Genomic DNA, 25,575 nt, shown 5'->3' with positions numbered 1-25,575 from the left:
GTGTCGTAGCATCGATTGCCATGGCGGTCATCCCCCTTGCGCGGCAAGGATTTGCGGCTCGGCCGAATCGCCCGGGATTTGGCTTTGACAGCGCCGCAAACTGCCGCTAAGGGGACCAACTTCTACAAAGACGAGGCCTGACGTGGCAAAATCCGAGCTTGGCACAAAGCGTATCGACCCGGAAACGGGCCGCAAATTCTACGACCTGAACAAGGACCCGATCGTCTCCCCCTACACGGGCAAGACCTATCCGCGTTCTTATTTCGACGACGGCAAGGCGCCGATCCTCGATGAAGAGGAAGACGTCGACCAGAAGGAACTGGATACCGAGGACGAAGGCGCGGAAGTCGTTTCGCTGGAAGACGCCGACGACGAAGCCAAGGGCGGTTCCGACGACCTGCCGGATATGGGCGACGACGACGTTGACCTCGGCGACGATGACGACGACACCTTCCTCGCCGACGAGGAGGAGGAAGACGACGACGTCTCCGACATGATCGGCGTCGGCGACGACGAAGACGAGATCTGACAGGCCTTTGGGAGAAACCGAAAAAAGGTTTCGAACAAGGCTTGCCAAGGGCAGAATGCGGCGCTAGAAGCCGCCCTGCAAATACGGCGCGGGCCACAAAATCCGCGCCGACCTCTTCGCCGGAAACGGCGCCGGCTCAATGCCGGGTGTGGGGCCATAGCTCAGTTGGGAGAGCGCTTGAATGGCATTCAAGAGGTCGTCGGTTCGATTCCGATTGGCTCCACCAAATCTTCTTCCGCTCGCTTGATTTTCTCCAGGTCGGCATGGAAATGTCCGTGGTCCGGCTGCGGGTGTCCGCATCTGCCGTCATCCAAGGCGCTATTCTGACGATGAAGCCCCGAGAAGGCGGCTTCTCGTTCTTTTCGATGTCGACGGCATGCGCCGAACCGTAAGCGTTGCTGCGATCGGGCTACCGATTCGCCGGCCGACGGGTCGCCGGCCTTGCCATCGGCTGACAGAATTGCTCTTGCGATTCAAAATTCACTAGAATGAAAATGAAATTCATGCTATGAATATAGCATACTCGGATTTGGGTCGACAGGACGACCGCTTCCGAACATTCGCAGGCACAACAATCCGTAGCTTCGCTGAAGCGGTCCGCGCTTCAGGCGGATAGCTTTTGACTGGCGAAGACCATGAGCACCGTATCGTCGTTTCTCCAGCTTGTCGCGCTGAGCGCATGCCTCACCGCTTACGCCTGCTCGGCTGGCGCGTTTCCAATTCCGGGTGTCCGCCGGGCCATGCAGACGATGGCGGGAGCTGGCCAGGTCGTGGCGATGGAGAGCCTCGGGCAATCATTTTCGGTGTGAACCTGCCGGGCGCGGTTCGACTGTTCTCGACCGTTGGCGGCAGCTTCCAGCGCGCATCGCCAGGTACCTGCGAGCCGTTCGTGGCATTCCATTCCGAAACGCATATGCGCGGTCTGCGACCAGCCAAGTCCGCACTGACAGCCTGCGGTTCAATGCATGGCTGCTCGCTCCGCGGTGCTCGCTGCGGGTGTGCCGCAGGCGTGCATGTAATTCACGGCGGGCTAGGCTGGAGGTGCGCTTCCGCGCCTGCCCCGCTGTTCCTCGCGGGGCGGTCTGCCGATTGGCGCCGCTTGCGATGAGAGGTGTAGCCAAAGCTGGAAGCCTATGCTATTTGTTGCGAATGGTTTGCAATTGCAGAAGGGTAGGGGCGTGAACGAAACGAAATTGTGGCTGCGGAAGAAGATCGATCGGCGGCTGCTTCTGGCGGGCGGGCTCGCCGCTGCCGGCGGCACGGCGATCGCCGCAGGCACTGCCCGCGGCGAAACCGGACACACCGGCCATGGAGCCGCAGTGGCCCCCGGCGGGCAGGAGCCGCCGGCCCACAACGCTGCTCATGGTGCGATGATCACGGTTGGCGAAGTCGACGACGCGCGCAACGGGTTTGACCCTGAGTTGTTGCTTTCGGAGTGGGAGACCGGCACGGTGTCCACGCTGCCCGACGGACGGACGCTGCGTACCTTCGAGCTGACGGCCGAGGACAAGGAGATCGAGATCGCGCCCGGCATCTTCTTCCCGGCCTGGACCTACAATGGCCGGGTGCCCGGCCCCGCGCTGCGTGCGACGGAAGGCGAGCGGCTGAGGGTCGTCTTCAAGAACGGCGGCTCGCACCCGCATTCCATCCATTTCCATGGTATCCACGCCGCCCGCATGGACGGCGTGCCCGGGGCCGGCCTGATCGGACCGGGCGAGGAGTTCGTCTACGAATTCGATGCCAGGCCGTTCGGCTGCCATCTCTATCACTGCCATGCGCTGCCGCTGAAGCGGCATATCCACAAGGGCATGTACGGCGCCTTCGTGATCGATCCGGACCCAGCCCGGCATCCCGACTACGAGGCGGTCGCCCGCTCGCGGCTGCTCGGTAGCCCGGAGAACGCGGGCTGGCAGGAATTCGTGATGGTGATGAACGCCTTCGACACGAATTTCGACAACGAGAACGAGGTCTACGCGGCCAACTCGATTGCCCACGCCTACGCGAAAAAGCCGATCCGGGTGGTGAAGGACAAACCGATCCGCGTCTATCTCATCAACGTGGTGGAGTTCGATCCCATCAACTCGTTCCATCTCCATGGCAATTTCTTCGATTACTACAACCAGGGCACGACGCTGACGCCGACACTCCGGACGGTCGACCTGATCACCCAATGCCAGGCCGAACGCGGCATCCTTGAGTTCAGCTTCAAGGAGCACGAACCCGGCCTTTACATGTTCCATGCCCACCAGTCGGAATTCACCGAACTTGGCTGGGTCGGCATGTTCGATGTCGTGGAGGCCATTTCGTGACCAATATTGCCGGTTCTTCCCCCGATGCGGGCGCCACGGTGCCGCGCCGCGCCTATCTGCTCTGGATCGCCGTGCCGCTGGCCATTCTTGCGCTTGCGGTCGCCTGGCTGATCGCGGCCGACCCCCTGTCGGCGTTCCGCAACGGTGCGCCGCCGGTCGAGGCGATCACCTTCGAACGCACGATCCTCGACGGCAACGGCATCCGCGTGCTTGTGCGTGCCGGCGGGTCCGAGCCGATGAAAATAGCCCAGGTCCAGGTGGACGACGCCTATTGGCAGTTCACTCAGGAGCCTTCCGGCCCCCTTGCGCGCGGAGATACGGCCTGGATCAGCGTGCCGTTCCCCTGGGTGCTGGGCGAGGCGCACGCGATCAATATCGTCACCAATACCGGCGCGACATTCGCGCATGAGATCCCCGTGGCGGTGCCGACGCCGACACGGGACACCATAAGCCTGACCTCGCAGATCCTGTTGGGCGGCTTCGTGGGGATATTGCCTGTCGCCATTGGACTGATGTTCTACCCGGCTCTGCGTGGTGTCGGACGCGACGGAATGACCTTCCTGCTTTCCCTGACCGTCGGCTTGCTTGCATTCTTGTTCGTGGACGCCTTCGCAGACGCACTCGAACTTGCAGGCGAAGCGGCGGCGCTGTTCCAGGGCTCGACGATGGTCGTCCTGGCTGCCACCGCCAGCTTCCTGTTGCTGCTGGCGGTCGGTCGCTGGAAGGGAGCCCCGCGGGGATTGGCGCTTGCCACCTTCATCGCGCTCGGCATCGGGCTTCACAATCTCGGCGAGGGGCTCGCCATCGGCGCGGCCTTCGCCGCTGGCGCTGCGGGCCTGGGCACGTTCCTGGTGCTGGGCTTCACCTTGCACAACATCACCGAAGGCATCGGCATCGCCGCGCCCATTCTCAAACAGCGCCCGCCGCTGTGGGCGTTCGCCGCGCTGACCCTGCTCGCCGGCGCGCCCGCGGTCGTCGGGCTGTGGATCGGTAGCCTCGCCTATGCGCCGCAATGGTCAGCGCTGGCCCTGGCCATCGGCGCCGGCGCGATCCTTCAGGTCATCGTGGAGGTAGGGGCGATGCTTGCGAGAGATCGCGGCGAAGGATCGCGAGCGCTCCTGGCTCCCAGCGCCATGGCCGGCCTGCTCGCCGGTGCAGGCTTCATGTACGTCACCGCCATGCTGGTGAAGATCTAGGGCGCGCGGCAGCCAGTCGGGCTGTCGCACTCACCAGGCATCTCGAAGCCGGACCGGCGCTTGCCGGCGTTGGACGACCCGGCCACGATGGCCGGGTCGAAGGACGGGCACCGTGCCAGTTCCTCAAGCAACCCTCCTGCGATCGAAGTACGGCAAGCCGGCCGCCCGCAGTTGGGGTATGCTGACCTTACGAGCCCTGGAGAGCCTCATGACCGACATCTTCACCGCGCTGATGATCGAGGACGTCGACGGCAAGCCGCGTGCCGGCTTCCGCGAAATCACCAAGGCGGACCTGCCCAACCACGATGTGCTGGTCGAAATCGCTTATTCGAGCCTCAACTACAAGGATGGCCTCGCCATCTCCGGCAAGGGCCGTATAGCCCGCCGCCTGCCGATGGTCGCCGGCATCGACATTGCCGGCACCGTCGTCGAATCGCGCTCGCCAGCCTGGAAGCCCGGCGACCGCGTCGTCGCCAATGGCTGGGGGGCATGTCCGAGACCGAATGGGGCGCCTACGCCCGCTTCCAGAAGCTGAAGCCGGAATGGCTGATCCCCCTGCCCGATGCTTTCACCATGGAGCAGGCGATGGCCATAGGGACCGCCGGCTATACGGCGGCTCTCTGCGTCGATGCGCTCGAGGCCTGGGGCGCCATCCAGCCCGGCAAGGGCGAGGTGCTGGTGACGGGTGCTGCCGGCGGCGTCGGTTCCACCGCCGTCAGCCTCTTGTCGTCCAAGGGCTACAATGTCGTCGCCTCGACCGGGCGGGCCGAAACGCATGACTATCTGCGCGGGCTTGGCGCTGCTTCCTTCGTCGATCGCGCCGAACTCGCAGGCGAGGTGAGGCCGCTGCAGAAGGAGCGCTGGAGCGGCGCCGTCGATTCGGTCGGATCGACCACTCTTGCCAACGTGCTGGCGCAGACGGTCTATGGCGGCGTGGTCGCCGCCTGCGGCCTGGCCGGCGGCGCAAACCTGCCGGGCACCGTGATGCCGCATATCCTGCGCAGCGTGGCGCTGATCGGCGTGGATTCCGTCTTCGCGCCCTTGGCCAGGCGCCAGAAGGCCTGGCAGACACTGGCTGCCCATCTCGACCGGAACAAGCTAGCGGCGATGACCGAGGTGCACCCGATGAGCGACCTGCCCGCCCTCGCCGAACGCATCGTTGCCGGCCAGGTGCGCGGCCGCGTCGTCATCGAGATCAGCGTTGAAAGCGGTTCAGCTGGCGTGGCGATGCCAGCGCAGTGACATGCAGGACAGGCCGGCGTCGATCTTGCCGATCTCCGTGGTCTTGAGCGGTACGACCCTGTAGCCGAGCTTGTCGAGCATCTCGATGGTGCGCGGATAGTCCGAGCCGACCATCACAACGCCGTTGACGCGGAGCGCATTGGCCGCCGGCTCCTCGCCAGCGGGGATCGTCACTTGCCGGAACCCCGAGAACACGCCCGAGCGCCCCAGCCTTTCGGTGGTCAGCATGGTCTCGTCGTCGAGCAGCGAGCAGTCGGTCTTGAAGTGCAGCACGCCTTCGGGCGTCTGCACGATCTCGCCCTTGCGCCCGAGGCGCTCGAGGCTGTCGATCAGCCCTTTGGCGCCGGCGCGGTCCGTGCGGGCCGAAAGGCCGATCATCACGCTCTTGGGCGTCGTCAGCACGTCGCCACCGTCGGCATAGCCCGGCACGGGCAGGTCGAGCACGGTGCCGAACATCGCTTTCAGCGTCGGCGCGATCTCCACGGTTTCCTTGACGCGCGTCTCCGCGCCCGGCCTGAGCAGGACAGCACCTTCAGGGAAGACGAGCGCCGGGTCCTCGACGAAGATCGAATCCGGAAACGCCTCCAGCGCCGGCAGCACCGTCACCTCGACACCCGCCGCCCGCATTGCCGCGATGTAGGCCGCATGCTCTGCCTTCACGCCCTCATAGGTCGGGTTGCCGCGGTCGTCGGCGCGCAGGCCGTTGACGACGGAGCGTGACGGCTCGCGCACGATCGCCGCGTTGAATTCGTAGACGGCTGGCCTTGATGTCATATCGCTGCGCTCGCTCCGGGGTGTCCGCCTCAACCTGCCCGAATTGGCGGGGCCTGTCGACGGGCACGGCATGGTCCAGAAAAGGCGGTGGCGCGGTTGCTCTCTACTGCCCCCGCGCTCGGCGAAACTCGCTCGGCGACTGGCCGGCGATGCGTCGGAAGTCACGGCTGAAATGATAGGGGTCGGCGTAGCCGGAACTCGACGCCACGGCCGAGATCTTGGCGTCGGAGGAGGTGAGCAGCCGCTTGGCCTGGTTCATGCGTTCATGGCGCATCCAGTCCATCGGCGTCGTGCCGGTCTTCTGGCGGAACTGGCGATGCAGCTGCGAGGCGCTGAGGCTGGAGATCGCGGCCATGTCCTCGATCTGCCAGTTGCGGGCGATGTCGGCCCGCAGCGCCCGCATCAGCCGCTGGATGCGCTCGCCGCTGTCCTCCTCCAGCTCGCCGCGCTCGACGACCAGCAGCGCCACCAGCTGGCCGACGACGGCGCTCGACAGCGCATCAGTGGTCTGGTTGCGACGCGCGAGCATGGCGATCGACTGTTCGAACAGCGGCTCTGCTGCGCTTGATCCAGCGAAGACCGGCGACTGGCCGACGCGCAGGAAGGCAAACACCACGTCGAGCCCATGGCCGTCGATGCTCATCCAGAGATAGCGCCAGTGGTCGGCGTCCGCGTGGCAGCCATGGGCATATTGCATCGCCGTGTCGAGCCAGACGACGCTGCCGGCTTGGGCGGCGAAGCGCTGACCCGCGACCTCGATCAGTCCCCGCCCGGAGATGGTCAGGATCAACGTGTGGTGATGGAAGCGGCGCGTCACCAGCCCGTTGTCGGCGGTGAAGCGGGTGCGCCCGGCGACCAGGACCTTGTAGGGATAGGCTTCCGCATGCCGTCCCGGCGTGTGGAACAGAATCTCGTCGCTGTGGTCGTCGGTCATTTTTGCGCAGGCCGATCATGCAATCTGTTGCCTGCGTTGTAACGGTATGCGGATGGCGATGCGAGTTTTATCCATCAATGCGCGACTGCGGTGCATTCCTATTGGCAGGATTGCAGCTAGCCTAGGCAGGCTGCCGCATAGCGGCGGCAATCCATATCCATTGGAGCGACCAGATGGCGACCGCTACCCCAAAGGCAAGCGTACACGGCGCGGCATTCGAGCCCCTGTCGACCGCCTTCGCCCAGAACCCCTATCCGGCCTATGCGGCGCTGCGCGACAAGGGCGAGCCGCAGTTCTTCCCCGATTTCGGCATGTGGCTGGTCGCCCGCTTTGACGACGTCGCTGCAATCGCCCGCGATAATTCCATAGTGCGGTCGCCCGAGTTCTTCATGTCGCATGAGGAGATCGAGGCCGAGAAGCGCGCCCAGAACTGGCACGACATGCCGCATCATTCCCGCTTCGTGCAATTCTCCATGCTCGACAGCGACGGCGAGGTGCACGACCGGCTGCGCAAGCAGGTGTTCCGCGAGTTCACGCCCGCCTTCGTCGCCCGCCAGCGCGGCATGATCCAGAGCTTCGTCGACAAGCTCGTCGACGGCCTGATCGACAAGGGCGAGATCGACTTTGTCGAGGACCTCGCCGCCCAGGTGCCGGGCCACATCATCGGCCGCGTGCTCGGGGTGCCGGACGAGGACTGTCCGCAGCTGCGGGTCTGGTCGGAGAACGTGGTCAAGTTCTTCGACATCGACCGCAACGACGAGCGCAAGACGACCGCCGAAAAGGCGACGACCGAGTTCTATCACTACCTGCAGAAGCTGATGGCCGAGCGCCGCGCCGCGCCGCAGGAAGACCTGATCACCCGCCTGATCGCCGCACAGGACGCCGGCCACCTCAACGAGGACGAGCTGGTCTCGACCTGCATGCTGATCCTGATGGCCGGCCACGGCTCGACCATCGACGTGTTGGGCTCGGGCATGCATGCGCTGCTGCGCTTTCCCGACCAGATGGAGCGCCTGCGAAACGACCCGGGCCTGATCCACACGGCGATCCAGGAGATGTTTCGCTTCGAGTCGCCGCTGCCCTTCTTCCACCGCTATTCGACCACCGATTGCGTCGTCGGTGGCAAGGCTTTTGCGCGCGGCACCAAGTTCGGCCTGCTCTATGGCGCGGCCAACCGCGACCCCGCCGCCTTCGGCGACGATGCCGGCAGCTTCGATGTCGGCCGCAACCCCAACCGTCACCTCGCCTTCGGCGGCGGCGCCCATTTCTGCCTCGGCAATCATCTGGCGCGCCTCGACATGGAGGTGATCTTCACCACGCTCATCAAGCGGCTGAAGTCGATTTCGCTTGCCGAAGCCGAGCCCCAATACAAGCCCGGCCTGTCCGTGCGCGGCCCCAAGGCGCTGCGCCTGGCGCTGACGCCTGCCTGATGTTTTTGTTGTTGCGCAATTTCGGACGCAAAACCGCTGCGCACTTTTGCCGAATTGCTCCAGGAGACAAAAATGTACCGCGTAACCTTCGTCGACGCCGACGGAAAGGCTAGGGAACTCACCGCCAATGCTGGCCAGAGCGTCATGTCGGTGGCGGTCGCCAACGGTATCGACCAGATCCTCGCCGAATGCGGCGGCTCCTGCGCCTGCGGCACGTGCCACTGCTATGTCGACGACAGCTGGACCGGAAAGCTGCCGGCGCCGGACGATTCCGAGCAGGGCATGATCGAATGCCTGATGAACCCGACGGAGCGCAGCCGCCTCACCTGCCAGCTCAAGATGTCGGCATCCCTCGACGGACTGGTCGTGCACCTGCCGCGCGAGCAATATTGAGGTTGGCCGCCCCGGCCTAAAGACGCTATCTCTAGGGCTTCCCGGCAACAGGAGGCTCTGATGACGCTGCAACTGACGGGTATCCATCACCTGACCGCGATCACCGCCGACGCCCCCGGCAATTTGCGTTTCTACACGCAGGTTCTGGGCATGCGGCTGGTCAAGAAGACCGTCAACCAGGACGACACCAGCGCCTATCACCTGTTCTACGCCGATGGCAAAGCAAGCCCAGGTTCGGACCTGACTTTCTTCGACTGGCCGGTGGGGCGCGAGCGTCGCGGCACCCACAGCATCTCGCGCACCGGCTTGCGCGTCCCCAGTGAGGCGTCACTTGTCTGGTGGCGCGAGCATCTTGCGGCCAAGGGCGTCGAGACCTCGGAGATCAGGGAGGTCGGCGGGCACAGGACCGTCGATTTCGAGGATCCGGAAGGCCAGCGCCTGCGGCTGGTCGATGATGGCGGCAAGGGGCCGGCCAACCAATGGTCCGGCAGCAGCATTCCCGCCGAGCACCAGATCAGGGGGCTCGGGCCGATCACCATCAGCGTGCCCGACCTCTCCAGCACCGAACTGGTGCTGACCAGGGTGATGAACCTGCGCCAGGTGCGCGATTTCGCCTCGCCCGACGGCGAGGGCCATGTCCATGCCTTCGAGATGGGCGAGGGCGGGCCGGCGGCTGAGCTGCATGTCGCCGTGCAGCCGAAGCTCAACCCGGCCATGCAGGGCGCCGGCGGCGTCCACCACGTCGCCTTCCGCACCCCCGATGTCGAGCAGATCCACCAGTGGACGGCGCGGCTGCAGGAGTTCCGCCTGCCGTCGAGCGGCGAGGTCGAGCGCTATTATTTCCGCTCGCTCTATTTCCGCGAGCCCGCCGGCGTGCTGTTCGAGATCGCCACCGACGGGCCGGGTTTCTCCGTCGACGAGCCGATGGAGAGCCTGGGCGAACGCCTGTCGCTGCCGCCGTTCCTGGAGGGCAAGCGCGCCGCGATCGAGGCCAAGCTCAAGCCGCTGAGTTAGCGTCTCGTCGCCGTTAGAGGCCGCGGGCGGCGAGCCACTCCCTGACGATCCCGATGTCGGCGTCCTCGAAGGCGTGGCCGGACGAAATGGTGCGGGCGTCGACATCGGCGCCGGCATCGCGCAGCAGACCGGCGAGTTCGGGGCCGAAGCTGCTGAACACGTCGACATCGCCGGCGACCAGCAGCACATTCGCGTCCGTCAGGTCGGCCACAGGTGGTTGCTCCAGCACCATCGCCGCGCGCAGAAGCGCGGCGCGGCGGATGACATGCGGGTGGAGCAGCATGGTCGCGGCAATCATGTTGGCGCCGTTGGAATGCCCGAGGAAGACAAGTTTTTGCGGGTCGAGCCTGTAAGCCTCGATGGCGCCGTCGACGAAGGCTGCCAGCGCCTCGGCCTCGGACCTGATGTCGGCCTGGTCAAACTTGTTGGCCGAGAAGCGGCGGAACCAGCGCGGCGTACCCTCGTCGGTGGCGCGACCGCGCAGCGCCAGAAGCGTCGCGTTGGGGGAGGCCTTGGCGGCAAAGGGCAGAAGGCTGGTCTCGTTGCCGCCGGAGCCGTGCAGCAAGACGATCATCGTGCCGTCGGGAGTTTCGGGTGTGTAGAAGCGATGCACGAAGGGCAGCTCGCGATAGATGACACGCTCTTCGCCCGGCCAGGAGAACTGCGGCAGTATCACCTTCAATTCGTCGATCTTGTCGGCCCGGTTGGGCGGCACGAAGAGATGGGTGCCAAGGTCGGCCGGTGCCTCGTCCACCATCATGCCTGGCGCGTCGGTCGCCAGCTCGAACAGCGTGCCGCCCGGCTCGCGCACATAGAGCGAGTAGAAATATTTGCGGTCGTGAACGTTGGTGATCGAGGAATTGCCCTTGGCGAGTTCGGCATGCACGGCCTCGACCTGTTCAGTGTCGCGGGCGCGGAAGGCGATGTGGTCGATGGTGCCGGTGCCGGGTGCGCTCGACCAGAAGCCCTTGGCGTCCCTGACGTCGATGATGTCGCCGGAATCGGACACCAGCCGGCGGATGAATTCCGTGCTTTTCTCCGGCCGGTAGCCGAAATGCCTGGTGACGAAGCTTTCGGTCAGCTCCGGCACCTCGGTCATGATGGTGGCGCCTCGGATGCGGCGGATGGCGTGTTCCTGCGGAACCGTCGAGCCGTCCCAGGCCGCCGGCGCCGGAAAGCCCGCGACGCCGACCAGCTTGACGATCACCCCGTCGGGGTCCTTGAGCCTGAGCGTCGGTTCGCCCATCTCTTCCTTCGGGCCCGAGATCTCGATGTGATGGGACAGCGCCCGCGTCAGCCAGAAGCCGATGCTGGCGGGATCGATGCCGAGCGCGATCTCGCTGGGCTGGCCATGGCCGACGCGGCCCGGCGCGCCGTCCTCCCAGACGAGAAAGGTGATCAGCGTGCCGGGATTGGCAGCACCGTCGCCATAGAACAGGTGCAGCTGCGTCGCGTCCTCATAGCCGCCGGTCTGCTTGACCAGCCTGAGCCCGAGGAAGCCGACATAGCAGTCGACATTGGCCTGCACCTTGCGGGTGATGAGGGTGATGTGATGGATGCCTGTGCCCATTACGCACCTCCGGCCGGTTTGCTTCCGGCCGACATTCCATCAGCGAGGCGGGAGGCGCAACCGGCGAACCGCCATGCAATGAGAAAAGGCCCCGACGAGCGGGGCCTTTCGATCTCACCCTGCTGGCCTCAGGCCGACAGCGCCTTGGCCTCGCGGCGGCGGGCATGCAGCACATGCTCGGTATAGCCATTGGGCTGGGTGCGGCCCATGAACACCAGGTCCTCGGCTGCCTTGAAGGCCGGGCTGTCGAAGCCGGGCGACAGCGGCCTGTAGCCTTCGGTCTCGGCGTTCTGCCGGTCGACCACGACGGCCATGCGCTTCATCGTCTCGCGCACCTCGGCCTCGCCGACGATACCGTGGTGCAGCCAGTTGGCGACGTGCTGGCTTGAGATGCGCAGCGTGGCGCGGTCCTCCATCAGCCGGACGTCGTCGAGGTCGGGCACGGTCGACACGCCGACGCCCTGGTCGACCCAGCGCACGACATATCCGAGCAGGCCCTGCAGGTTGTTTTCGAGCTCGGCCTCGATCTCGTCGGCCGTGTAGCCACGGGTCGCCAGCGGAATGGTCAACAGGTCTGCGAGCGACGCCTGCTCCCTGCCACGCAGCTGGTCTTGGACGGCCGACACGTCAACTAGGTGGTAGTGCATGGCATGCAGCACGGCTGCCGTTGGCGTCGGCACCCAGGCGGTGCTGGCGCCAGCGCGGGGATGGGCGATCTTCTGCTCGATCAGATCCGCCATCTGGTCGGGTGCGGCCCACATGCCCTTGCCGATCTGGGCGCGGCCGGGAAGGTTGCGGGCGATGCCGACATCGACGTTGTTGGCCTCATAGGCCGCGAGCCAGGCGGTGTCCGCCATCTCGCTCTTGCGCAGCATCGGGCCTGCTTCCATCGAGGTGTGGATCTCGTCGCCGGTGCGGTCGAGGAAGCCGGTGTTGATGAAGACGGTGCGGTCACGCACCTTGGACAGGCAGGCGGCGAGGTTGGCCGAGGTGCGGCGCTCCTCGTCCATGACGCCGATCTTCATGGTGTATTTCGGCAGGCCGAGCAATTCCTCGATGCGCTTGAACAGCGCGTCCGACAGGCCGACCTCGTCGGGGCCGTGCATCTTGGGCTTGACGACGTAGACCGAGCCGGTGCGGCTGTTGCGCACCGCATTCTCGCCGCGGATGTCCTGTGCGGCGCTGGCGACGGTGATGGCCGCGTCCAGGATCGCCTCGGGCACAGGCTTGCCGGCCTCGTCGCGCACCGCATCGGTGAACATGTGGTGGCCGACATTGCGCACGAGCATGGTCGAGCGGCCATTGAGCGTGAGAGTGCCGCCGCCGGGCGCGGTGAAGACACGGTCGCCGACCAGCCTGCGGGTGATGGTCTTGCCGCCCTTGGCGAATTCGGAACTCAGGCTGCCGTCCATCAGGCGCTGCCAGTTGCGGTAGACGGTGACCTTATCCTCGGCGTCGATGGCGGCTACCGCGTCCTCGAGGTCCATGATGATCGAGATCGCCGCCTCGATGATCACGTCGGCGATGCCGGCGGCGTCGAGCTGGCCAACCGCGTGCTCGCGGTCGACGACCAGTTCGATGTGCAGGCCGTTGTTGATCAGCAGCACGCTCTTCGGCTCGTGGCGCGGCCCGGCGAAGCCGGCGAACTGCGCTGCCGCCTTGAGCCCGGTCTTCGCGCCGTCTGCCAGCATGACCTGGAGCTTGCCGCGCTCGACGATGTAGCTGGTGGCATCGGCATGGCTGCCCGAAGCCAGCGGCACCGCCTGGTCGAGGAAGGCGCGGGCGTAGGCGATGACGCTTTTGGCGCGGACCGGGTTGAAGGCCGTACCCCTCTCGGCGCCGTCGGTCTCGGCAATCGCGTCGGTGCCGTAGAGCGCATCATAGAGCGAACCCCAGCGCGCGTTGGCGGCATTCAGCGCATAGCGGGCGTTCGACAGCGGCACCACCAGTTGCGGACCGGCAACGGTGCCGATCTCGGCGTCGACGTTCTTGGTCGCCACCTGGTAGGCGTCGGCTGCGGGTGCGGGCACCAGATAGCCGATGTCGCGCAGAAACTGCTCGTAGGCGCTCGCGTCGTGTGGCTTGCCCTTCCGCTCGCGATGCCAGGCATCGATCTTTGCCTGCAGGTCGTCGCGGATGGCGAGCAACTCGCGATGGCGCGGCGCCAGGTCGCGAACGATCTCCGCCAGGCCCAACCAGAAGGCCGCCGGATCGACGCGAGCGCTCGGCAGCACTTCATTGTCCACGAAGGCGCGCAGCGCCGGATCGACCGACAGGCCGGCGACGCTTTCATAATTCCTGGTCATCTGGGGCTCCTTCCAAACTCGGTTCTGTCGATGCTGATGGCAAAGATTGTATCCATTGACAAGGATTTTATGATACAAGATAGTGCCCATACGCTGCAAATGCCAGCTGCGGGACTGTGGTTCGCTAACAAGGCGTGGCACATCCAGAATTTGTCCGACGAGGTCGCAGCATGATCGGCATCATCAAGAGTTCCCTGCCGAACGGCCGCACACTCAAGGCGACCGCGGCGCTCCGCCAGGTGGCGGAACTGGGCCTGGAGGGGCTCCTGTTCAATTCGCTCTTCGACGTCAGTCCGACGCTCGATGCAGCCGAAATGACGGCCGTCCGCGCCGAGGCCGACAGGCTTGGGCTGAAAATCTCGTCGATGCTCGGCATCGTCAACCCGACGCTTCCCGCCCGCAGCCAGTCGATCGTCGACGCCGGCGGCGGCGACATGCAGGCGGGCATCGAGCGTCTGGTGACGCTCGCCGCTGGCATCGGCATTCACGACATGTTCTTCATCATCGGCATGATCGAGGATCGCTTCGAGGTCGATGTGAGCTGGCGGACCCAGCTCGATGGCGTTGCCGAACTGCTTTTGCGCTGTGCGCCTGCCCTGCGCCGGAACGGCTCGAAGCTGCTGCTCAAGACCCATGAGGAGATCGCGACGGCCGAGATCGTGGCCCTGGTCGAGCGGGTCGGCTCCGACGTGCTGGGCATCGCCTTCGATCCGGTCAACGTGCTTTGCCGCCTTGAGGATCCCGTCGCCGCCGCACGGCGCGTCGCGCCATATGCCGCCCAGACCTATGTCGACGACGCGGTCGTCCGGTTCCAAGAGGGTGGCATCCGCCGCTTCCTTGCGCCACTCGGCGAAGGCTTTGTCGACTGGGATGCGATCAGGTCGATACTGCCTGATCGCACGGTGTGGTTCGAGATGCATGCAGGCCAGTTCGCCATGCCGGTCTTCGATCGGGATTGGCTGAAGCGGCAGCCGCCCGTCGCTCTTGAGGAGTTTGCGGCCGTTTTGGCCATGGCCGCGAAATTCGGGACGCGCGACGTGCCGTGGGACCAGGCTGCACCTGTCGCCCGGCTGCCGCGGGCCGTCGCCAACTGGCCCCGATAGGCTTTTCCGCCGAATGTTCGACGACAATTTCAGGCAACGATTACAGCCCAGTTTGGGCATGCACACCTTTCAAGCACCCATTTTTGCGCGGTAGGCGACCGCGCCAGTCACCCGAAGGAGAGCCGAGTGTCCGTCAGTCCCTCTGGCAACAGCCCATCGCAGCCGCTGCCGTCGCGGATGCAAAGACAGGCATTCCTCGAGACGTTCGGCAATTGCTTCCGCAATGGAACGCTGCTGGCCGGGCGCGCTTTCGACAAGGGGCTCGATTCCGCCGCGGACACGTCTCGCGGTCTGTTTGAAATCCTGCGGGCGGAGTTTCGCGCCGCAAGCGACACCGAGAAATTCGAGGTGCTCAAGGGCTACACGCCGCTCGACCCGCGGATCGAGGCAGCCAAGGTCGTCGCCGACGAAAGCCAGGCGGCGAGCCTCGACGCCATGACGGACCATCAGAAGGGCAGGCTGCTGGAACTGCTCGGCGCCTATGTCGAAAAATTCGGCTTCGACGCCATCTTCGTGGTGCGCAACTACACAACCGCGCAGCTCCAGGCCGCCTTGGAGGCACGTATCCATACCGATCGCCAGACCGAACTCGCCGTCACCTATGGCGAGGTCGAGCTGCTGGCCGAGATTCAGGTCGAGGCCCGCTTCGCGGCCTGAATTGCCAATGTTTCCTTCGAGGCTCGCCCTCTGGGCGGGCACCTCGGCTCAGGCGTAGCGTGCCAGGATTTCGCTGAGATTGCGCTTGGTGCGCTTGGTCTGGCCGATATTGGCCTGTTCGAATACCTGCCGCAGGTGATCGATGATCGCAGCGGCACTCGCCTGCGGGTCGCGGGCGCGCAACGCCTGCAGGATGGCGACATGCTCGTCGACGCTGCAGTCGGTCTCCTGGTGCGTGCTGTGCTGCGCGAGGATGAGCGACGTGCGTGAGATCAACGACTTGAGGAAGCCGGCGAGCACCTCGTTGCCGGCCATATGCGCGGCGAGCAGGTGGAACTCGCCCGACGCTACGATGGCGGCGGTGTGGTCGCCGGAATGGCTTATGCTGTGCTCCCTTTCGAGGTGCTCTTCCAGCATGGCGATCTGTTTGTCGGTGATGATGGCGGCGAGCTTGGAGAAGATTTCGCGTTCGATGGCGTTGCGCGCCTCGAAGACCTGCCGTGCCTCGTCCGGCGTCGTGCTGGCGACGAACGCGCCGCGGTTCTGCCGGAACTCGACAAGCGACTCGGAGTGCAGCCGGTTGAGGGCGGCACGCACGATGGTGCGGCTCACGGAAAACAGCGACCCGATCGATTCTTCGCTGAGCTTCGTCCCCGGCATCAACTCGCGCGCCAAGATTGCCCTGAACAGCGCCTGGTAGATCGAGTCGATCTTTGAGCCGGCTTTATCGTCGAAATCAGTATTCGCAGCTTTTGCCATTCCAACACCAGACAATGTTACACGGGCAGCACGCAAGAATGCCACGTCTCAGATGCATCGGCCGGGGGCTGAAGACAAGAAGAATGCTGGCTCTTGCCATAATCCCGGTAATGTTCTAGCCGGACTGAAAACGCCGTCTGCTGCTCTCCCTGCAGCCCGGTTCGCCGGCCGTCAGAACCTGCAATCCGCCAGGACGGTTGCGGTGTGCGGCCACCAAGCTGCGCCGGCGGCACTTTAGCATAAGTTGACGGATACAATAGAGAAAACTATCGCGCTCAATCTATAGGTGTTTTGAATACGATTCGAAAATGACGCGGTCCGGCGCCATATGGGTTCCCATTGCTGCCGCTTAGCGGCCGCCGGCCAGGCGTCGAATCGGGGCGGGCGAACCGCCCAGCAGCCCTGCGAGGTGCGGCGACAGGCCGGAGGTCTCGCCGGCGGCCGGGGCCCCGACAGTTGTCGGGCGCGGCAGGCTGGCCAGTCGCAGCGCCTTGCCGATGGCGACGCGATGCGGGTCAAGAATCGGCACCGGCGACAGCTCGGCCACCTCCGGCAGCGAAGGAATCAGGCCTGCGCCGCCCAGCACGATGCGTTCGGCGCCAAGAGCCTCTGCTTCGCCCGCCAGAAATGCGGCAACGGCCGTTGGCTCGTCCGCCACGTCCTCGATTGAACGGATGCCGGCGATTCTGTCGCCGATGCCGAGCTTCAGCACCAGTTCGGAAAGCATCTCGCACCAGACGGTGCCGTTGGTGGCGACGAGGGATGTTCCCGGCAGATCGACTGCCGCCAGCAGTCCCGCTTCGGCGAACCCGACGACTGGAAGCCTCGTCATCTCGGCCAGCGCTTCCCGGCCCGGATCGCCGAAGCAGGCGAGCAGGATCGCGTCGGGCGCGGCCCCCTCGGCGATCGCCCTCGCGGCGGCGTCCAGAACCGCATGCGCGGCAATCGACACCGCCACGCGCGTGGAAATGTAGCTGAAGCCGAAGTCGGCTGTCACGGTCCGGACGTCGGCCACGCCTGCTGTCTCGGCGCGCACGAGCGCGTCGATCGTGTTGCCGACGCCGATCGACGTATTCGGATTGATGACGAGTAGGCGACGCATCGATTCCCTCGAAGAGCAATGAAACGGCAGCTGCACCAATGCGGCTTGGGGCTGGCCTCCCGGGCTAACCCCCAATGTTGATTGGTCTTTATCATTGTATCATATCACCTGTAAAGTTTGTATCCAAATTTGCCGGTCATTCGTTTCATGTATGCGACGGTAGGCAGATGTATGATTTCCGGATTTGGGTATCCTGAAGCGTATGATTTGAGCGTAGGCCGGTGGCCGGAATGAGGGCCAGAGCAGCCGGTTCATTTAGCTCTGCAATAAGTATAGTCATATTAACGCATTGAGTTTGAAAAGAAATTTGGAAAATACCCGGCATGGGAATCATTTTGCATCAGCAGGATAATATTTATGTATCCACTGAGTGAGAAATCGGATACAAAAGTGACAGGGAGAGCCTTTGCAAAAAGGCAGTGTCAGTTCAGCCAACGGGAGAGACAATCATGCATTCGTTCCTGTCCGCCTTGTCCACTCTGTCGCATGGGCGGCGGCAATTCCTCGCGACTGTTGGAAGCGCGGCGATCACCGTGACGATCGGTCTCGGCGGTTCGGCCGTCATGGCGGCAGATCGCGAGCATACGATCATCGTGGGCCTCGGCGGCCAGATCAACACGCTCGACCCGCTGCGCGCCGACTACAACCAGACCAACACCATCATCAGCGCCGTCTACGATACGCTGGTGACGTATGACGAGACCAAGCTCGTCGGATCCCTGGCCACCGAATACGCCTATGGCGCCGATGCCAAGTCGATCACCTTCACCCTGCGCCCCGACGTGAAGTTCCATGACGGCTCGGCGCTGACCGCCAAGGATGTCGCCTACACGCTCGACCGTCTGAAGCGCCTCGGCACGGGCGTCGCTTCGCTGATCGGCGGCTACGAATCGACCACCGTCACCGACGACACGCACCTGACGATCAATCTCTCCAAGCCCAACACCCTGTTCCTGCCGTCGCTGAGCAAGATCTACATCCTCAATTCGGCGCTGGTCGAAGCCAACAAGGGCGCTGACGACGGCCAGGGCTGGCTGCAGGCGCATGACGCGGGCTCGGGTCCCTATGTGATGGGCGACCAGTCGCAGGCTGTGGTGATCGACCTGTACCCGGGTTACTGGGCAGCCGAGGCAGGCCGTCCCGAATCCATCGTCTTCCGCCGCATCGACGAAAGCGCGACGCGCCGCGATGAGCTCCGCGCCGGCAACATCGACGTCGCCTTCGGCTTCGCCGACCGCGATGCCGCCGCCATGGCCACCGACCCGGCGTTGAAGGTCGTGCCGATCAACACCAGCTACCAGACCGAAGTGCTGTTCAACACCAAGGTCGGCCCGACCGCCGATCCGAAGGTGCGCAAGGCGCTGCGCATGGTCTATGACTATGCCGGCGGCCTGCGCGGCATCCGCGGCGGCAACGGCAAGATCGCCAATGGCCCGCTGCCGGCCCGCCTCGACTGCCGCCCTGAACTGCCAGAGGTGAAGCGCGATCTTGACGCTGCCAAGGCGCTGCTCGCCGAGGCAGGTGCGGCGAACCTGAAGCTCAAGATGAACTTCCAGCCGGTGTTCGAGCTGCAGAAGCAGGAAGCGACGCTGTTCCAGTCCAACCTGCGCGAGATCGGCGTCGAGCTCGAGCTCGAGCCCATCGCCTTCCCGAACTACCTCGCCAGCCTGAAGGATCCGAACTCGATCCCGCAGATGATGCTGCTCGAGGACTTCGCCCAGTTCCCTGACGCCGGCATCATGCTGGTCAAGGGCTACAAGTCGGATGCCGTCGGCACCAACCGCACCGGCTACGCCAATCCGGAAGTCGACAAGCTACTGGACGAGGCACTCGCCACCGCCGACGACGCCAAGCGCTGCGATCTCTACAAGCAGGTCCAGACCATTCTCGACAATGACTCCGTGATGGTCGACATGTATGGTGTCTACAAGCCGGCGGCCTATCGTGTCGGCACGCTCGCCGACCTCAAGGCCAGCATGCTCGCCACGCCCGCCGAGCCGGCAGACTTCCGTCTCGCCAAGCCGTAAGCGAGGCCGACAATGCTCGCGTTCCGCGCCTACTCCTGGTTCCTGGGCCGACGCCTGGGCCTGACCCTGCTGACCCTTTGGGGACTGGCCTCGCTGGTCTTCCTGATGATCAAGCTCATGCCCGGCGACGAAGCCCAGATGGCTGCCGGCGCGGACGCCTCCGCCGCCCAGATCGAGGCGGTGCGTGAACGGCTGGGGCTCGATGCCCCGGTCATCATGCAATATCTCAGCTTCCTGGGTCGCCTCCTGCGCGGCGACCTGGGCACCTCCATCGTCACGCTGCAGCCGGTGCTGGCCGACCTCGAAAAGGTCCTGCCGAGCACGCTGGAACTCGTCTTCATCGCCATGCTGCTCAACCTTGCGGTTGCGATCCCGGCCGGCATCGTCGCGGCCTATCGCCAGGGCGGCATCTTCGACACGACAAGCCGCATCACGGCCGTCATGCTCGGTGGCATGCCCGCCTTCTGGCTGGCGCTGGTGCTGCAATATGTGCTGGGCAGCGTCTGGCGCGTGGTACCGATCTCGGGCCAGCAGGGCTACGGCATGAACTCGCCGGTGGTTTCGGGCGCGCCGACGCTCGACGCGCTGATGGCTGGCAATTTCGCCGGCTTCTTCGACGCGCTTCACCACATCGTCCTGCCGGCGGCGGTGCTGGCGGCGCTGTTCGCCACGCAGATCTTCCGCACCCTGCGGGCGGCGTTGCTCGGTGTGTTGCGCTCCGACTTTATCATGGCGGTCCGCGCCAAGGGGGCGACGGCCCGTCACATGCTGGTGCGCCATGCGCTGCCCAACAGCCTGAACCCGGTGCTGACGCTTTCGGGCACCCAGGCCGGTGCCATGATCGGTTCGGCCGTGCTGGTCGAAACCGTCTTCGCCCGCCAGGGCATCGGCGCCTACATGTTCAATGCGGTGGCGCAGAAGGACGCGTTTGCGGTGCTGGGCTCGGTGATGTTCATCGGCACCGTCGTCTGCCTCGTCAACCTGATCGTCGACATCCTCCAGCTTCTGGTCGACCCGCGCATCCGCGCCGCTCAACTGGGGAGCCAAAGCCAATGACCGCCCCCGCCATCGCCCAGCCGGCAACCGCCCGTCGCAAGGAAGGCTTCACGCCGTTCGAAACCTTCGTGTTCACGCTGGTCGTCGCGTTGCTGGCCATCGCCATCGTCGGCCCGCTCTTTGCGCCCGGCAGCGTCTACAACTCCGACATCGCCAACTCGCTGATGCCGCCGAGTGCCGCCAATTGGTTCGGCACCGACGACCAGGGCCGCGACGTGTTCTGGCGTCTCATCGTCGGCGCCCAGACGACGCTGCTGTCGGCCTTCCTCGTCGTGACGCTCTATTCGCTGATCGGCGTCACCATCGCCACCGTTGCCGCAGCCGGCCCACGCTGGCTCGACGAGGGACTGATGCGCCTCACCGACATCGGCCTGGCGCTGCCGGGCATGATCGTGGCGCTCGGCTTTGCCGCCGCCATGGGTGCCAGCCTGCGCTCGGCCGTCATCGCCATGGCGATCACCGGCTGGCCGATCACCGCCCGCATGCTGCGCGGCATCATGCGCCAGACCATGGAACAGCCCTTCGTCGCCGGTGCCCAGGTGCTCGGCGTATCGAAATGGCGGCTGATGACCAAGCACGTGCTGCCCAACTCGCTCGACGTGCTGATCGTCAAATGGGCCGGCGACATCGGCACCACCGTTCTGGTTCTGGCAAGTCTCTCCTTCATCGGCGTCGGTGCCCAGCCGCCGAGCGCCGAGTGGGGCGCCACTATTGCTGCTGCCCGCGGCTACGTCTCGACTGCCTGGTGGACCGTCGTCGCCCCCGGTGCCGCCGTCGCCATCACCTCGATCGCCTTCGGCCTGCTCGGCGACATCATCCAGGTCCGCCGCGACCCGTCGCTCAGGGGCAACTGAGATGAGGACCGTGCACCCCATGCCCGACCAGTCCACCCTCACCCCCGTTCGTCCCCCTCTCGTCACCGTCGACAAGCTCACCGTCGACATGCCGCTGGGCCGCAGCGGCGCCAGCGTCCGCATCGTCGACGGCGTCGACTTCACCATCGGCGTCGGCGAGCGCGTGGCGCTGGTCGGCGAGTCCGGCTCGGGCAAGTCGCTGACGGCACGCGCCCTGATGCGGCTCGACCGCCTGGCCAAACTGTCCGGCCGGGTCGACTTCGACGGCACCGACCTGCTCAAGCTCTCCGACCGCGACATGGGCAAGCTGCGCGGCAGCTCCATTGCCATGGTCTTCCAGGACCCGATGAGCTTCCTCGACCCGCTGATGACCATCGGCGACCAGGTGGCCGAGACGCTGCGCATCCGTGGCGTCGGCAAGGTCGAGGCGCGCAAGCGGGCGCTGGCGGTGCTCGACGAGCTCGGCGTCGACCGCGCCGCCGAACGGCTCGATTCCTATCCGCACGAATTCTCGGGCGGCATGCGCCAGCGCGTCGTGCTGGCCATGGCGCTGGTGGGCGAGCCGCGCCTTTTGATCGCCGACGAGCCGACGACCGCGCTCGACGTGCGCGTCCAGGACCAGGTGCTCGACCTGCTCGACGACGTCTCGGCGCGCCGCGGGCTGGCGGTGCTGTTCATCACTCACGACCTCGGCGTGGTTGCCGGTTTCGCAGAGCGCGTCATGGTCATGTATTCGGGCCGGATCGTCGAGGGCGGCGAGGTCGCAAGCGTCTTCGCCAATCCAAGCCACCCCTACACGCAAGGCCTGATCAAGGCGGTACCGCGCATCGACCAGGATCTGGCGACGCTCTATGCCATCCCCGGCGCGCCGCCGCCGCCTTTGGCGCGGCCGAGCGGCTGCCCGTTCCACCCGCGCTGCGACCAGCGTTTCGACCGCTGCGACAGGGAACTGCCGGCGCTGCTGCCGATCGGCCGGACGCGCGTCGCCTGCCACCTGCATGACGGGAAGGGTGCCTGACCATGCTCATGTCCGTCGACAACATCAGCAAGTCCTATCACGCCTTCCCCAACCCGCCGGCCAAGGTGCTGCACGACGTCTCGATCGACATCGCCGCAGGCGAGGCCATCGGCCTTGTCGGCGAATCCGGGTCGGGCAAGTCGACCATTGCCAAATGCATGCTGGCGCTGATCAAGCCGGAAGTGGGCGCGATCAGCTACGACGGCATCGACGTTATCCACGCCAGGGGCGAGGATTTGCGCCGTTTCCGCCGCGAGGTGCAGATGGTGTTCCAGGATCCCTACGGCAGCCTCAACCCGCGCATGACGGTGGAGGAGCTGATCGGCGAGGGGCTGCTGATCCATAAACTCGAGGCCACGGCGGCGGCACGGCGAGCCCGCGTCGCCGAGATGATGGAGATGGTCGGCCTCAACCCCAACGACATGGACCGCTACACGCGCTCCTTCTCAGGCGGCCAGCGCCAGCGCATCGCCATTGCCCGCGCGCTCGTCATCCGCCCGCGCATCCTCGTCTGCGACGAGCCGGTGGCGGCCCTCGACGTGTCGGTGCAGGCGCAGGTCATCAACCTGCTGCAGGACATGCAGAAGAAGCTCAACCTCGCCATCGTCTTTGTGGCGCACGACCTCGCCGTCGTCCGCCATCTCTGCGAGCGGATCGTCGTGCTGCACAAGGGCAGGGTGGTCGAGCAGGGCACGCGCGAGGAGATCTTCGGCAACCCGCAGCAGGAATACACCCAGTCGCTGCTGGCCGCGGTGCCGGTTCCCGATCCCGTCGTCGGCCGCGCCCGCCGCGCGGCGCGCCACCTCGAACCTGCCAACTGACATAAAGAATAAGGAGACTGCCGATGCGTATCGGTGTCGATGGCCGCAAGATTCCCGAAGCCGCCAAGCGCGGTCCGGTGGCCAGCTTCGATCACGGCAAGGAACTGGGCATGGAGGGCCTGTTCTTCCGCACCGTGCTCGACATGAGCCCGACGCTCGACGCCGGCTATCTCAGCGAGATCAAGCAGCGCGCCGACGAGCTCGGCATGTATCTCGAAACCGGCCTCGGCAAGGTCAACCCCTACGCGACGCCTGAAGGACCGGAACTGCGGCTGATCGGCGACGGCGACATCGTGCTCGGCTTCCGCCGCATGATGGAGGCGTGCGCGGCCATCGACTGCTGCGAGCTGTGGGTGGCGACCGCCAACTACAAGCCGGCCTATACCGGCCGCTTCGCCTATGACCGCTTCCGCACCGACGTGACCTGGCCCGAGCAACTGGAGGCCACCGCGCGCTTCCTCAAGAAGCTCGCGCCGATCGCCCGCGATCTCGGCATCCACATGAACCTCGAGACCCACGAGGAGATCACCTCGTTCGAGCTGGTGCGGCTGGTCGAGCAGGTCGGGCCCGATACGACCGGCATCGTCTTCGATACGGCAAACGTGCTGCAGCGCGCCGAGCACCCTGTGTGGGCGGCGAAACGCGTCGCGCCCTATGTCCGCCAGACTCACATCAAGGACGCGCTGATCGCCTATGATGGCGAGGTGCTCGATTTCCAGATGCGCCCCTGCGGCGGCGGTGTGGTCGACTTCCGCGCCATCATGCCGATCCTGGCCGCGGCCAACCCCGACCTCAACCTGTCGATCGAGAACTACGAATCATTCTCCGACCGTCCCCGCAACCCGCCGAAGATGATCATCGAGATCGCCGATCCGAAATGGCTCGAAGGCCATCCCGACCTCGGCGTCGAGGAATACGCCGACTACATGAAGATGGTGCAGGATTACGCCGCCCGCATCGCCAGCGGCGAGGTCATGGACCGCGAGAGCTTCGCCGCCTGGGCGGTGAAGAACTACCACTATGACGAGACGGTCGCCTACATCAAGGACAGCGCCGCCCACGTCAGGGGCATCTGCGAAGAGCTCGGGCTGCCGCTGCAGAAGGCGGCGTAAGCCGTTTTATCGACGATCGATAAAAACCCGCGGAAGCTGCCTTCCGCGGGTTTTTCTGTTTCCGGCACGCGATCAGATCCCCCTCACCGTCACGGCTTCGCCGTGCCACCTCTCCCCCACTTCGTGAGGGAGAGGAATCGCCAACCGCCGAAGCGGTGACATAGAGGCACGACCTCGCAAGGCTTGGGTTCCTCGCTCCCACGAAGTGGGGGAGAGGTGGCTCGGGCGAAGCCCGAGACGGTGAGGGGGCTTTCGCCAACTACATCATGACCCGCACCAAGAAAAAAAGCCGCGCTGCGAGCGCGGCCTTTGCGTTCAACAGGTATGGCGGCTTACCACTCCAGCACGATCTTGCCGGCTTCGCCGTTGGCGGCGTTGTGGAAGGCAGCCTGGTAGTCGTCGGCCTTCATGCGGCTGGTGATGACCTTGCGGATGTCGAGGCCGCTTTCCAGCATCGCCAGCATCTTGTGCCAGGTCTCGAACATCTCGCGGCCGTAGATGCCCTTGAGCGTGATCATCTTGAACACGATCTTGGCAAGGTCGATGGGGAAGGGCTTGGCCGGAACGCCGAGCAGGGCGATGCGGCCGCCCATCAGCGTGTGCTCGACCAACTGGTCGAAGGCGGCCGGCGAGCCGCTCATCTCGAAGCCGACGTCGAAGCCTTCGCGCATACGCAGGCGTGCCATGGCGTCGCGCAAGTCTTCCTCGGCGACGTTGACGGGGGTGACGTCGGCGACCTGGGTCGCGAGTTCGAGGCGCTTGGGGTTGATGTCGGTGATGACGACATGGCGTGCGCCGCAATGGCGGGCGACCGCCGCACCCATGATGCCGATGGGCCCGGCACCGGTGATCAGCACGTCCTCGCCGGCGACGTCGAACGAGAGCGCCGTGTGCACGGCATTGCCCAGCGGGTCGAGGATGGCGCCGAGCTCGTCGTCGATCGAATCGGGCAGCGGCACCACGTTGAAGGCAGGAATGCGTACATATTCGGCGAAGGCGCCCGGCAGGTTGACGCCGATGCCCTGCGTTTCCGGATCGAGGTGGAAGCGGCCGGCGCGGCTGGCGCGGCTGCGCATGCCGATGACATGGCCCTCGCCCGAGACGCGCTGGCCGACCTTGAAGCCGCGCACATGAGCGCCGAGCTCGACGATCTCGCCGGCATATTCGTGGCCCGTGATCATCGACACCGGCACGGTCCTGGCCGCCCATTCGTCCCACTTGTAGATGTGGATGTCGGTGCCGCAGATACCTGTCTTGTTGACCTTGATCAGCACGTCGTCGGGGCCGACCTCCGGCACGGGCCGGTCTTCCATCCAGATGCCGGGTTCAGCCTTGGCCTTGACCAGTGCGCGCATAAGGAAACTCCTGA

Annotated in this window: 22 protein-coding genes, 1 tRNA gene and 1 pseudogene; 17 read left to right on the top strand and 7 right to left on the bottom strand. The window is 65.2% G+C overall.

The window, feature by feature from the left end; genetic code table 11:
* Positions 1-142 precede the first annotated feature (142 nt).
* The 6 genes and pseudogenes from AmiPiv_RS15940 (at position 143) to AmiPiv_RS15915 (ending at position 5,276) form a co-directional block, all read left to right on the top strand.
* Positions 143-529, top strand: a complete 387-nt coding sequence (locus tag AmiPiv_RS15940; protein ID WP_340038465.1) for a TIGR02300 family protein — start codon at positions 143-145, stop codon at positions 527-529.
* Between the two features lie 150 nt (positions 530-679).
* A tRNA-Ala gene (locus AmiPiv_RS15935) sits at positions 680-755 on the top strand.
* A 409-nt stretch (positions 756-1,164) separates the two neighbouring features.
* Positions 1,165-1,338: a hypothetical protein gene (locus tag AmiPiv_RS15930; protein ID WP_340038464.1), complete on the top strand. Its 174-nt coding sequence runs from the start codon at positions 1,165-1,167 to the stop codon at positions 1,336-1,338.
* A gap of 369 nt (positions 1,339-1,707) precedes the next feature.
* Entirely contained in the window at positions 1,708-2,838 is a 1,131-nt protein-coding gene (locus AmiPiv_RS15925) for a multicopper oxidase domain-containing protein (protein ID WP_340038463.1), read from the top strand.
* 5 nt (positions 2,839-2,843) lie between these two features.
* Positions 2,844-4,034, top strand: coding sequence for a metal transporter (locus tag AmiPiv_RS15920; protein WP_445206970.1), 1,191 nt, complete (start codon positions 2,844-2,846; stop codon positions 4,032-4,034).
* A 208-nt stretch (positions 4,035-4,242) separates the two neighbouring features.
* Positions 4,243-5,276, top strand: a pseudogene (locus AmiPiv_RS15915) (MDR family oxidoreductase).
* On the opposite strand, the gene AmiPiv_RS15910 reads toward AmiPiv_RS15915, so the two are convergent.
* A complete protein-coding gene (locus AmiPiv_RS15910; protein ID WP_340038461.1) occupies positions 5,247-6,050 on the bottom strand; it encodes an arginine deiminase family protein in 804 nt (267 codons plus the stop codon). The pseudogene AmiPiv_RS15915 and the gene AmiPiv_RS15910 sit on opposite strands and share 30 nt — an antisense overlap.
* 103 nt (positions 6,051-6,153) lie before the next feature.
* On the bottom strand, positions 6,154-6,984 hold the full coding sequence (locus AmiPiv_RS15905; RefSeq protein ID WP_340038460.1) for a helix-turn-helix transcriptional regulator: 831 nt from the start codon (positions 6,982-6,984) through the stop codon (positions 6,154-6,156).
* Positions 6,985-7,157: 173 nt separating this feature from the next.
* Between AmiPiv_RS15905 and AmiPiv_RS15900 the strand changes: the two genes are divergently transcribed.
* The 3 genes from AmiPiv_RS15900 (at position 7,158) to AmiPiv_RS15890 (ending at position 9,821) form a co-directional block, all read left to right on the top strand.
* Positions 7,158-8,414, top strand: coding sequence for a cytochrome P450 (locus AmiPiv_RS15900; RefSeq protein ID WP_340038459.1), 1,257 nt, complete (start codon positions 7,158-7,160; stop codon positions 8,412-8,414).
* A 72-nt stretch (positions 8,415-8,486) separates the two neighbouring features.
* On the top strand, positions 8,487-8,807 hold the full coding sequence (locus AmiPiv_RS15895; protein WP_340038458.1) for a 2Fe-2S iron-sulfur cluster-binding protein: 321 nt from the start codon (positions 8,487-8,489) through the stop codon (positions 8,805-8,807).
* A 60-nt stretch (positions 8,808-8,867) separates the two neighbouring features.
* Positions 8,868-9,821: a ring-cleaving dioxygenase gene (locus AmiPiv_RS15890; protein ID WP_340038457.1), complete on the top strand. Its 954-nt coding sequence runs from the start codon at positions 8,868-8,870 to the stop codon at positions 9,819-9,821.
* Between the two features lie 13 nt (positions 9,822-9,834).
* Here the strand turns inward: AmiPiv_RS15890 and AmiPiv_RS15885 are convergent, their stop codons facing one another.
* Complete coding sequence (locus AmiPiv_RS15885; RefSeq protein ID WP_340038456.1) at positions 9,835-11,391, bottom strand: VOC family protein; 1,557 nt, start codon at positions 11,389-11,391, stop codon at positions 9,835-9,837.
* Between the two features lie 128 nt (positions 11,392-11,519).
* Complete coding sequence (locus tag AmiPiv_RS15880; protein ID WP_340038455.1) at positions 11,520-13,697, bottom strand: malate synthase G; 2,178 nt, start codon at positions 13,695-13,697, stop codon at positions 11,520-11,522.
* A gap of 170 nt (positions 13,698-13,867) precedes the next feature.
* On the opposite strand from AmiPiv_RS15880, the gene AmiPiv_RS15875 reads away from it, so the two are divergent.
* Both AmiPiv_RS15875 and AmiPiv_RS15870 read left to right on the top strand, forming a co-directional pair.
* Positions 13,868-14,800, top strand: coding sequence for a sugar phosphate isomerase/epimerase family protein (locus tag AmiPiv_RS15875; RefSeq protein WP_340038454.1), 933 nt, complete (start codon positions 13,868-13,870; stop codon positions 14,798-14,800).
* Positions 14,801-14,926: 126 nt separating this feature from the next.
* Entirely contained in the window at positions 14,927-15,457 is a 531-nt protein-coding gene (locus AmiPiv_RS15870; RefSeq protein ID WP_340038453.1) for a 2-oxo-4-hydroxy-4-carboxy-5-ureidoimidazoline decarboxylase, read from the top strand.
* Between the two features lie 48 nt (positions 15,458-15,505).
* On the opposite strand, the gene AmiPiv_RS15865 is transcribed toward AmiPiv_RS15870, so the two are convergent.
* Together AmiPiv_RS15865 and AmiPiv_RS15860 are read right to left on the bottom strand one after the other, a co-directional pair.
* Positions 15,506-16,216, bottom strand: coding sequence for a GntR family transcriptional regulator (locus AmiPiv_RS15865; protein ID WP_340038452.1), 711 nt, complete (start codon positions 16,214-16,216; stop codon positions 15,506-15,508).
* Between the two features lie 349 nt (positions 16,217-16,565).
* A complete protein-coding gene (locus tag AmiPiv_RS15860; protein ID WP_340038640.1) occupies positions 16,566-17,354 on the bottom strand; it encodes an aspartate/glutamate racemase family protein in 789 nt (262 codons plus the stop codon).
* A gap of 413 nt (positions 17,355-17,767) precedes the next feature.
* On the opposite strand from AmiPiv_RS15860, the gene AmiPiv_RS15855 reads away from it, so the two are divergent.
* From AmiPiv_RS15855 to AmiPiv_RS15830, 6 genes are read left to right on the top strand one after another with little or no spacing between them, the layout of a single operon-like run.
* Positions 17,768-19,345, top strand: a complete 1,578-nt coding sequence (locus AmiPiv_RS15855; RefSeq protein ID WP_340038451.1) for an ABC transporter substrate-binding protein — start codon at positions 17,768-17,770, stop codon at positions 19,343-19,345.
* Positions 19,346-19,357: 12 nt separating this feature from the next.
* The gene (locus tag AmiPiv_RS15850; RefSeq protein WP_340038450.1) at positions 19,358-20,401 is read left to right on the top strand and encodes an ABC transporter permease; all 1,044 of its coding nucleotides are present in this window, start codon (positions 19,358-19,360) and stop codon (positions 20,399-20,401) included.
* The gene (locus AmiPiv_RS15845; protein ID WP_340038449.1) at positions 20,398-21,255 is read left to right on the top strand and encodes an ABC transporter permease; all 858 of its coding nucleotides are present in this window, start codon (positions 20,398-20,400) and stop codon (positions 21,253-21,255) included. Before AmiPiv_RS15850 ends, AmiPiv_RS15845 begins: the two co-directional genes overlap by 4 nt.
* Positions 21,256-21,274: 19 nt before the next feature.
* A complete protein-coding gene (locus AmiPiv_RS15840) occupies positions 21,275-22,273 on the top strand; it encodes an ABC transporter ATP-binding protein (RefSeq protein WP_340038448.1) in 999 nt (332 codons plus the stop codon).
* A 2-nt stretch (positions 22,274-22,275) separates the two neighbouring features.
* Positions 22,276-23,094, top strand: coding sequence for an ATP-binding cassette domain-containing protein (locus AmiPiv_RS15835; RefSeq protein ID WP_340038447.1), 819 nt, complete (start codon positions 22,276-22,278; stop codon positions 23,092-23,094).
* Positions 23,095-23,117: 23 nt separating this feature from the next.
* Positions 23,118-24,206: a sugar phosphate isomerase/epimerase family protein gene (locus AmiPiv_RS15830; RefSeq protein ID WP_340038446.1), complete on the top strand. Its 1,089-nt coding sequence runs from the start codon at positions 23,118-23,120 to the stop codon at positions 24,204-24,206.
* Positions 24,207-24,538: 332 nt separating this feature from the next.
* Here the strand turns inward: AmiPiv_RS15830 and tdh are convergent, their stop codons facing one another.
* Positions 24,539-25,561 carry an L-threonine 3-dehydrogenase gene (gene tdh, locus AmiPiv_RS15825; RefSeq protein WP_340038445.1) on the bottom strand — a complete coding sequence of 341 codons (1,023 nt, stop codon included), beginning with the start codon at positions 25,559-25,561 and terminating at the stop codon, positions 24,539-24,541.
* Positions 25,562-25,575 lie beyond the last annotated feature (14 nt).

Source organism: Aminobacter sp. Piv2-1, assembly GCF_037625995.1.
Classification (GTDB): domain Bacteria; phylum Pseudomonadota; class Alphaproteobacteria; order Rhizobiales; family Rhizobiaceae; genus Aminobacter.
The sequence above is the reverse complement of the archived record's forward strand: the minus strand, read 5'-3'. Positions and strand labels throughout refer to the sequence as shown.

What these genes read in the sequence shown, in the direction of transcription:
- AmiPiv_RS15930 (WP_340038464.1), top strand. Translation starts at nt 1,165, where the DNA reads ATGAGCACCGTATCGTCGTTTCTCCAGCTTGTCGCGCTGAGCGCATGC.
- AmiPiv_RS15910 (WP_340038461.1), bottom strand. Translation starts at nt 6,050, where the DNA reads ATGACATCAAGGCCAGCCGTCTACGAATTCAACGCGGCGATCGTGCGC.
- AmiPiv_RS15905 (WP_340038460.1), bottom strand. Translation starts at nt 6,984, where the DNA reads ATGACCGACGACCACAGCGACGAGATTCTGTTCCACACGCCGGGACGG.
- AmiPiv_RS15900 (WP_340038459.1), top strand. Translation starts at nt 7,158, where the DNA reads ATGGCGACCGCTACCCCAAAGGCAAGCGTACACGGCGCGGCATTCGAG.
- AmiPiv_RS15895 (WP_340038458.1), top strand. Translation starts at nt 8,487, where the DNA reads ATGTACCGCGTAACCTTCGTCGACGCCGACGGAAAGGCTAGGGAACTC.
- AmiPiv_RS15890 (WP_340038457.1), top strand. Translation starts at nt 8,868, where the DNA reads ATGACGCTGCAACTGACGGGTATCCATCACCTGACCGCGATCACCGCC.
- AmiPiv_RS15885 (WP_340038456.1), bottom strand. Translation starts at nt 11,391, where the DNA reads ATGGGCACAGGCATCCATCACATCACCCTCATCACCCGCAAGGTGCAG.
- AmiPiv_RS15880 (WP_340038455.1), bottom strand. Translation starts at nt 13,697, where the DNA reads ATGACCAGGAATTATGAAAGCGTCGCCGGCCTGTCGGTCGATCCGGCG.
- AmiPiv_RS15875 (WP_340038454.1), top strand. Translation starts at nt 13,868, where the DNA reads ATGATCGGCATCATCAAGAGTTCCCTGCCGAACGGCCGCACACTCAAG.
- AmiPiv_RS15865 (WP_340038452.1), bottom strand. Translation starts at nt 16,216, where the DNA reads ATGGCAAAAGCTGCGAATACTGATTTCGACGATAAAGCCGGCTCAAAG.
- AmiPiv_RS15855 (WP_340038451.1), top strand. Translation starts at nt 17,768, where the DNA reads ATGCATTCGTTCCTGTCCGCCTTGTCCACTCTGTCGCATGGGCGGCGG.
- AmiPiv_RS15850 (WP_340038450.1), top strand. Translation starts at nt 19,358, where the DNA reads ATGCTCGCGTTCCGCGCCTACTCCTGGTTCCTGGGCCGACGCCTGGGC.
- AmiPiv_RS15845 (WP_340038449.1), top strand. Translation starts at nt 20,398, where the DNA reads ATGACCGCCCCCGCCATCGCCCAGCCGGCAACCGCCCGTCGCAAGGAA.
- AmiPiv_RS15840 (WP_340038448.1), top strand. Translation starts at nt 21,275, where the DNA reads ATGCCCGACCAGTCCACCCTCACCCCCGTTCGTCCCCCTCTCGTCACC.
- AmiPiv_RS15835 (WP_340038447.1), top strand. Translation starts at nt 22,276, where the DNA reads ATGCTCATGTCCGTCGACAACATCAGCAAGTCCTATCACGCCTTCCCC.
- AmiPiv_RS15830 (WP_340038446.1), top strand. Translation starts at nt 23,118, where the DNA reads ATGCGTATCGGTGTCGATGGCCGCAAGATTCCCGAAGCCGCCAAGCGC.
- tdh (WP_340038445.1), bottom strand. Translation starts at nt 25,561, where the DNA reads ATGCGCGCACTGGTCAAGGCCAAGGCTGAACCCGGCATCTGGATGGAA.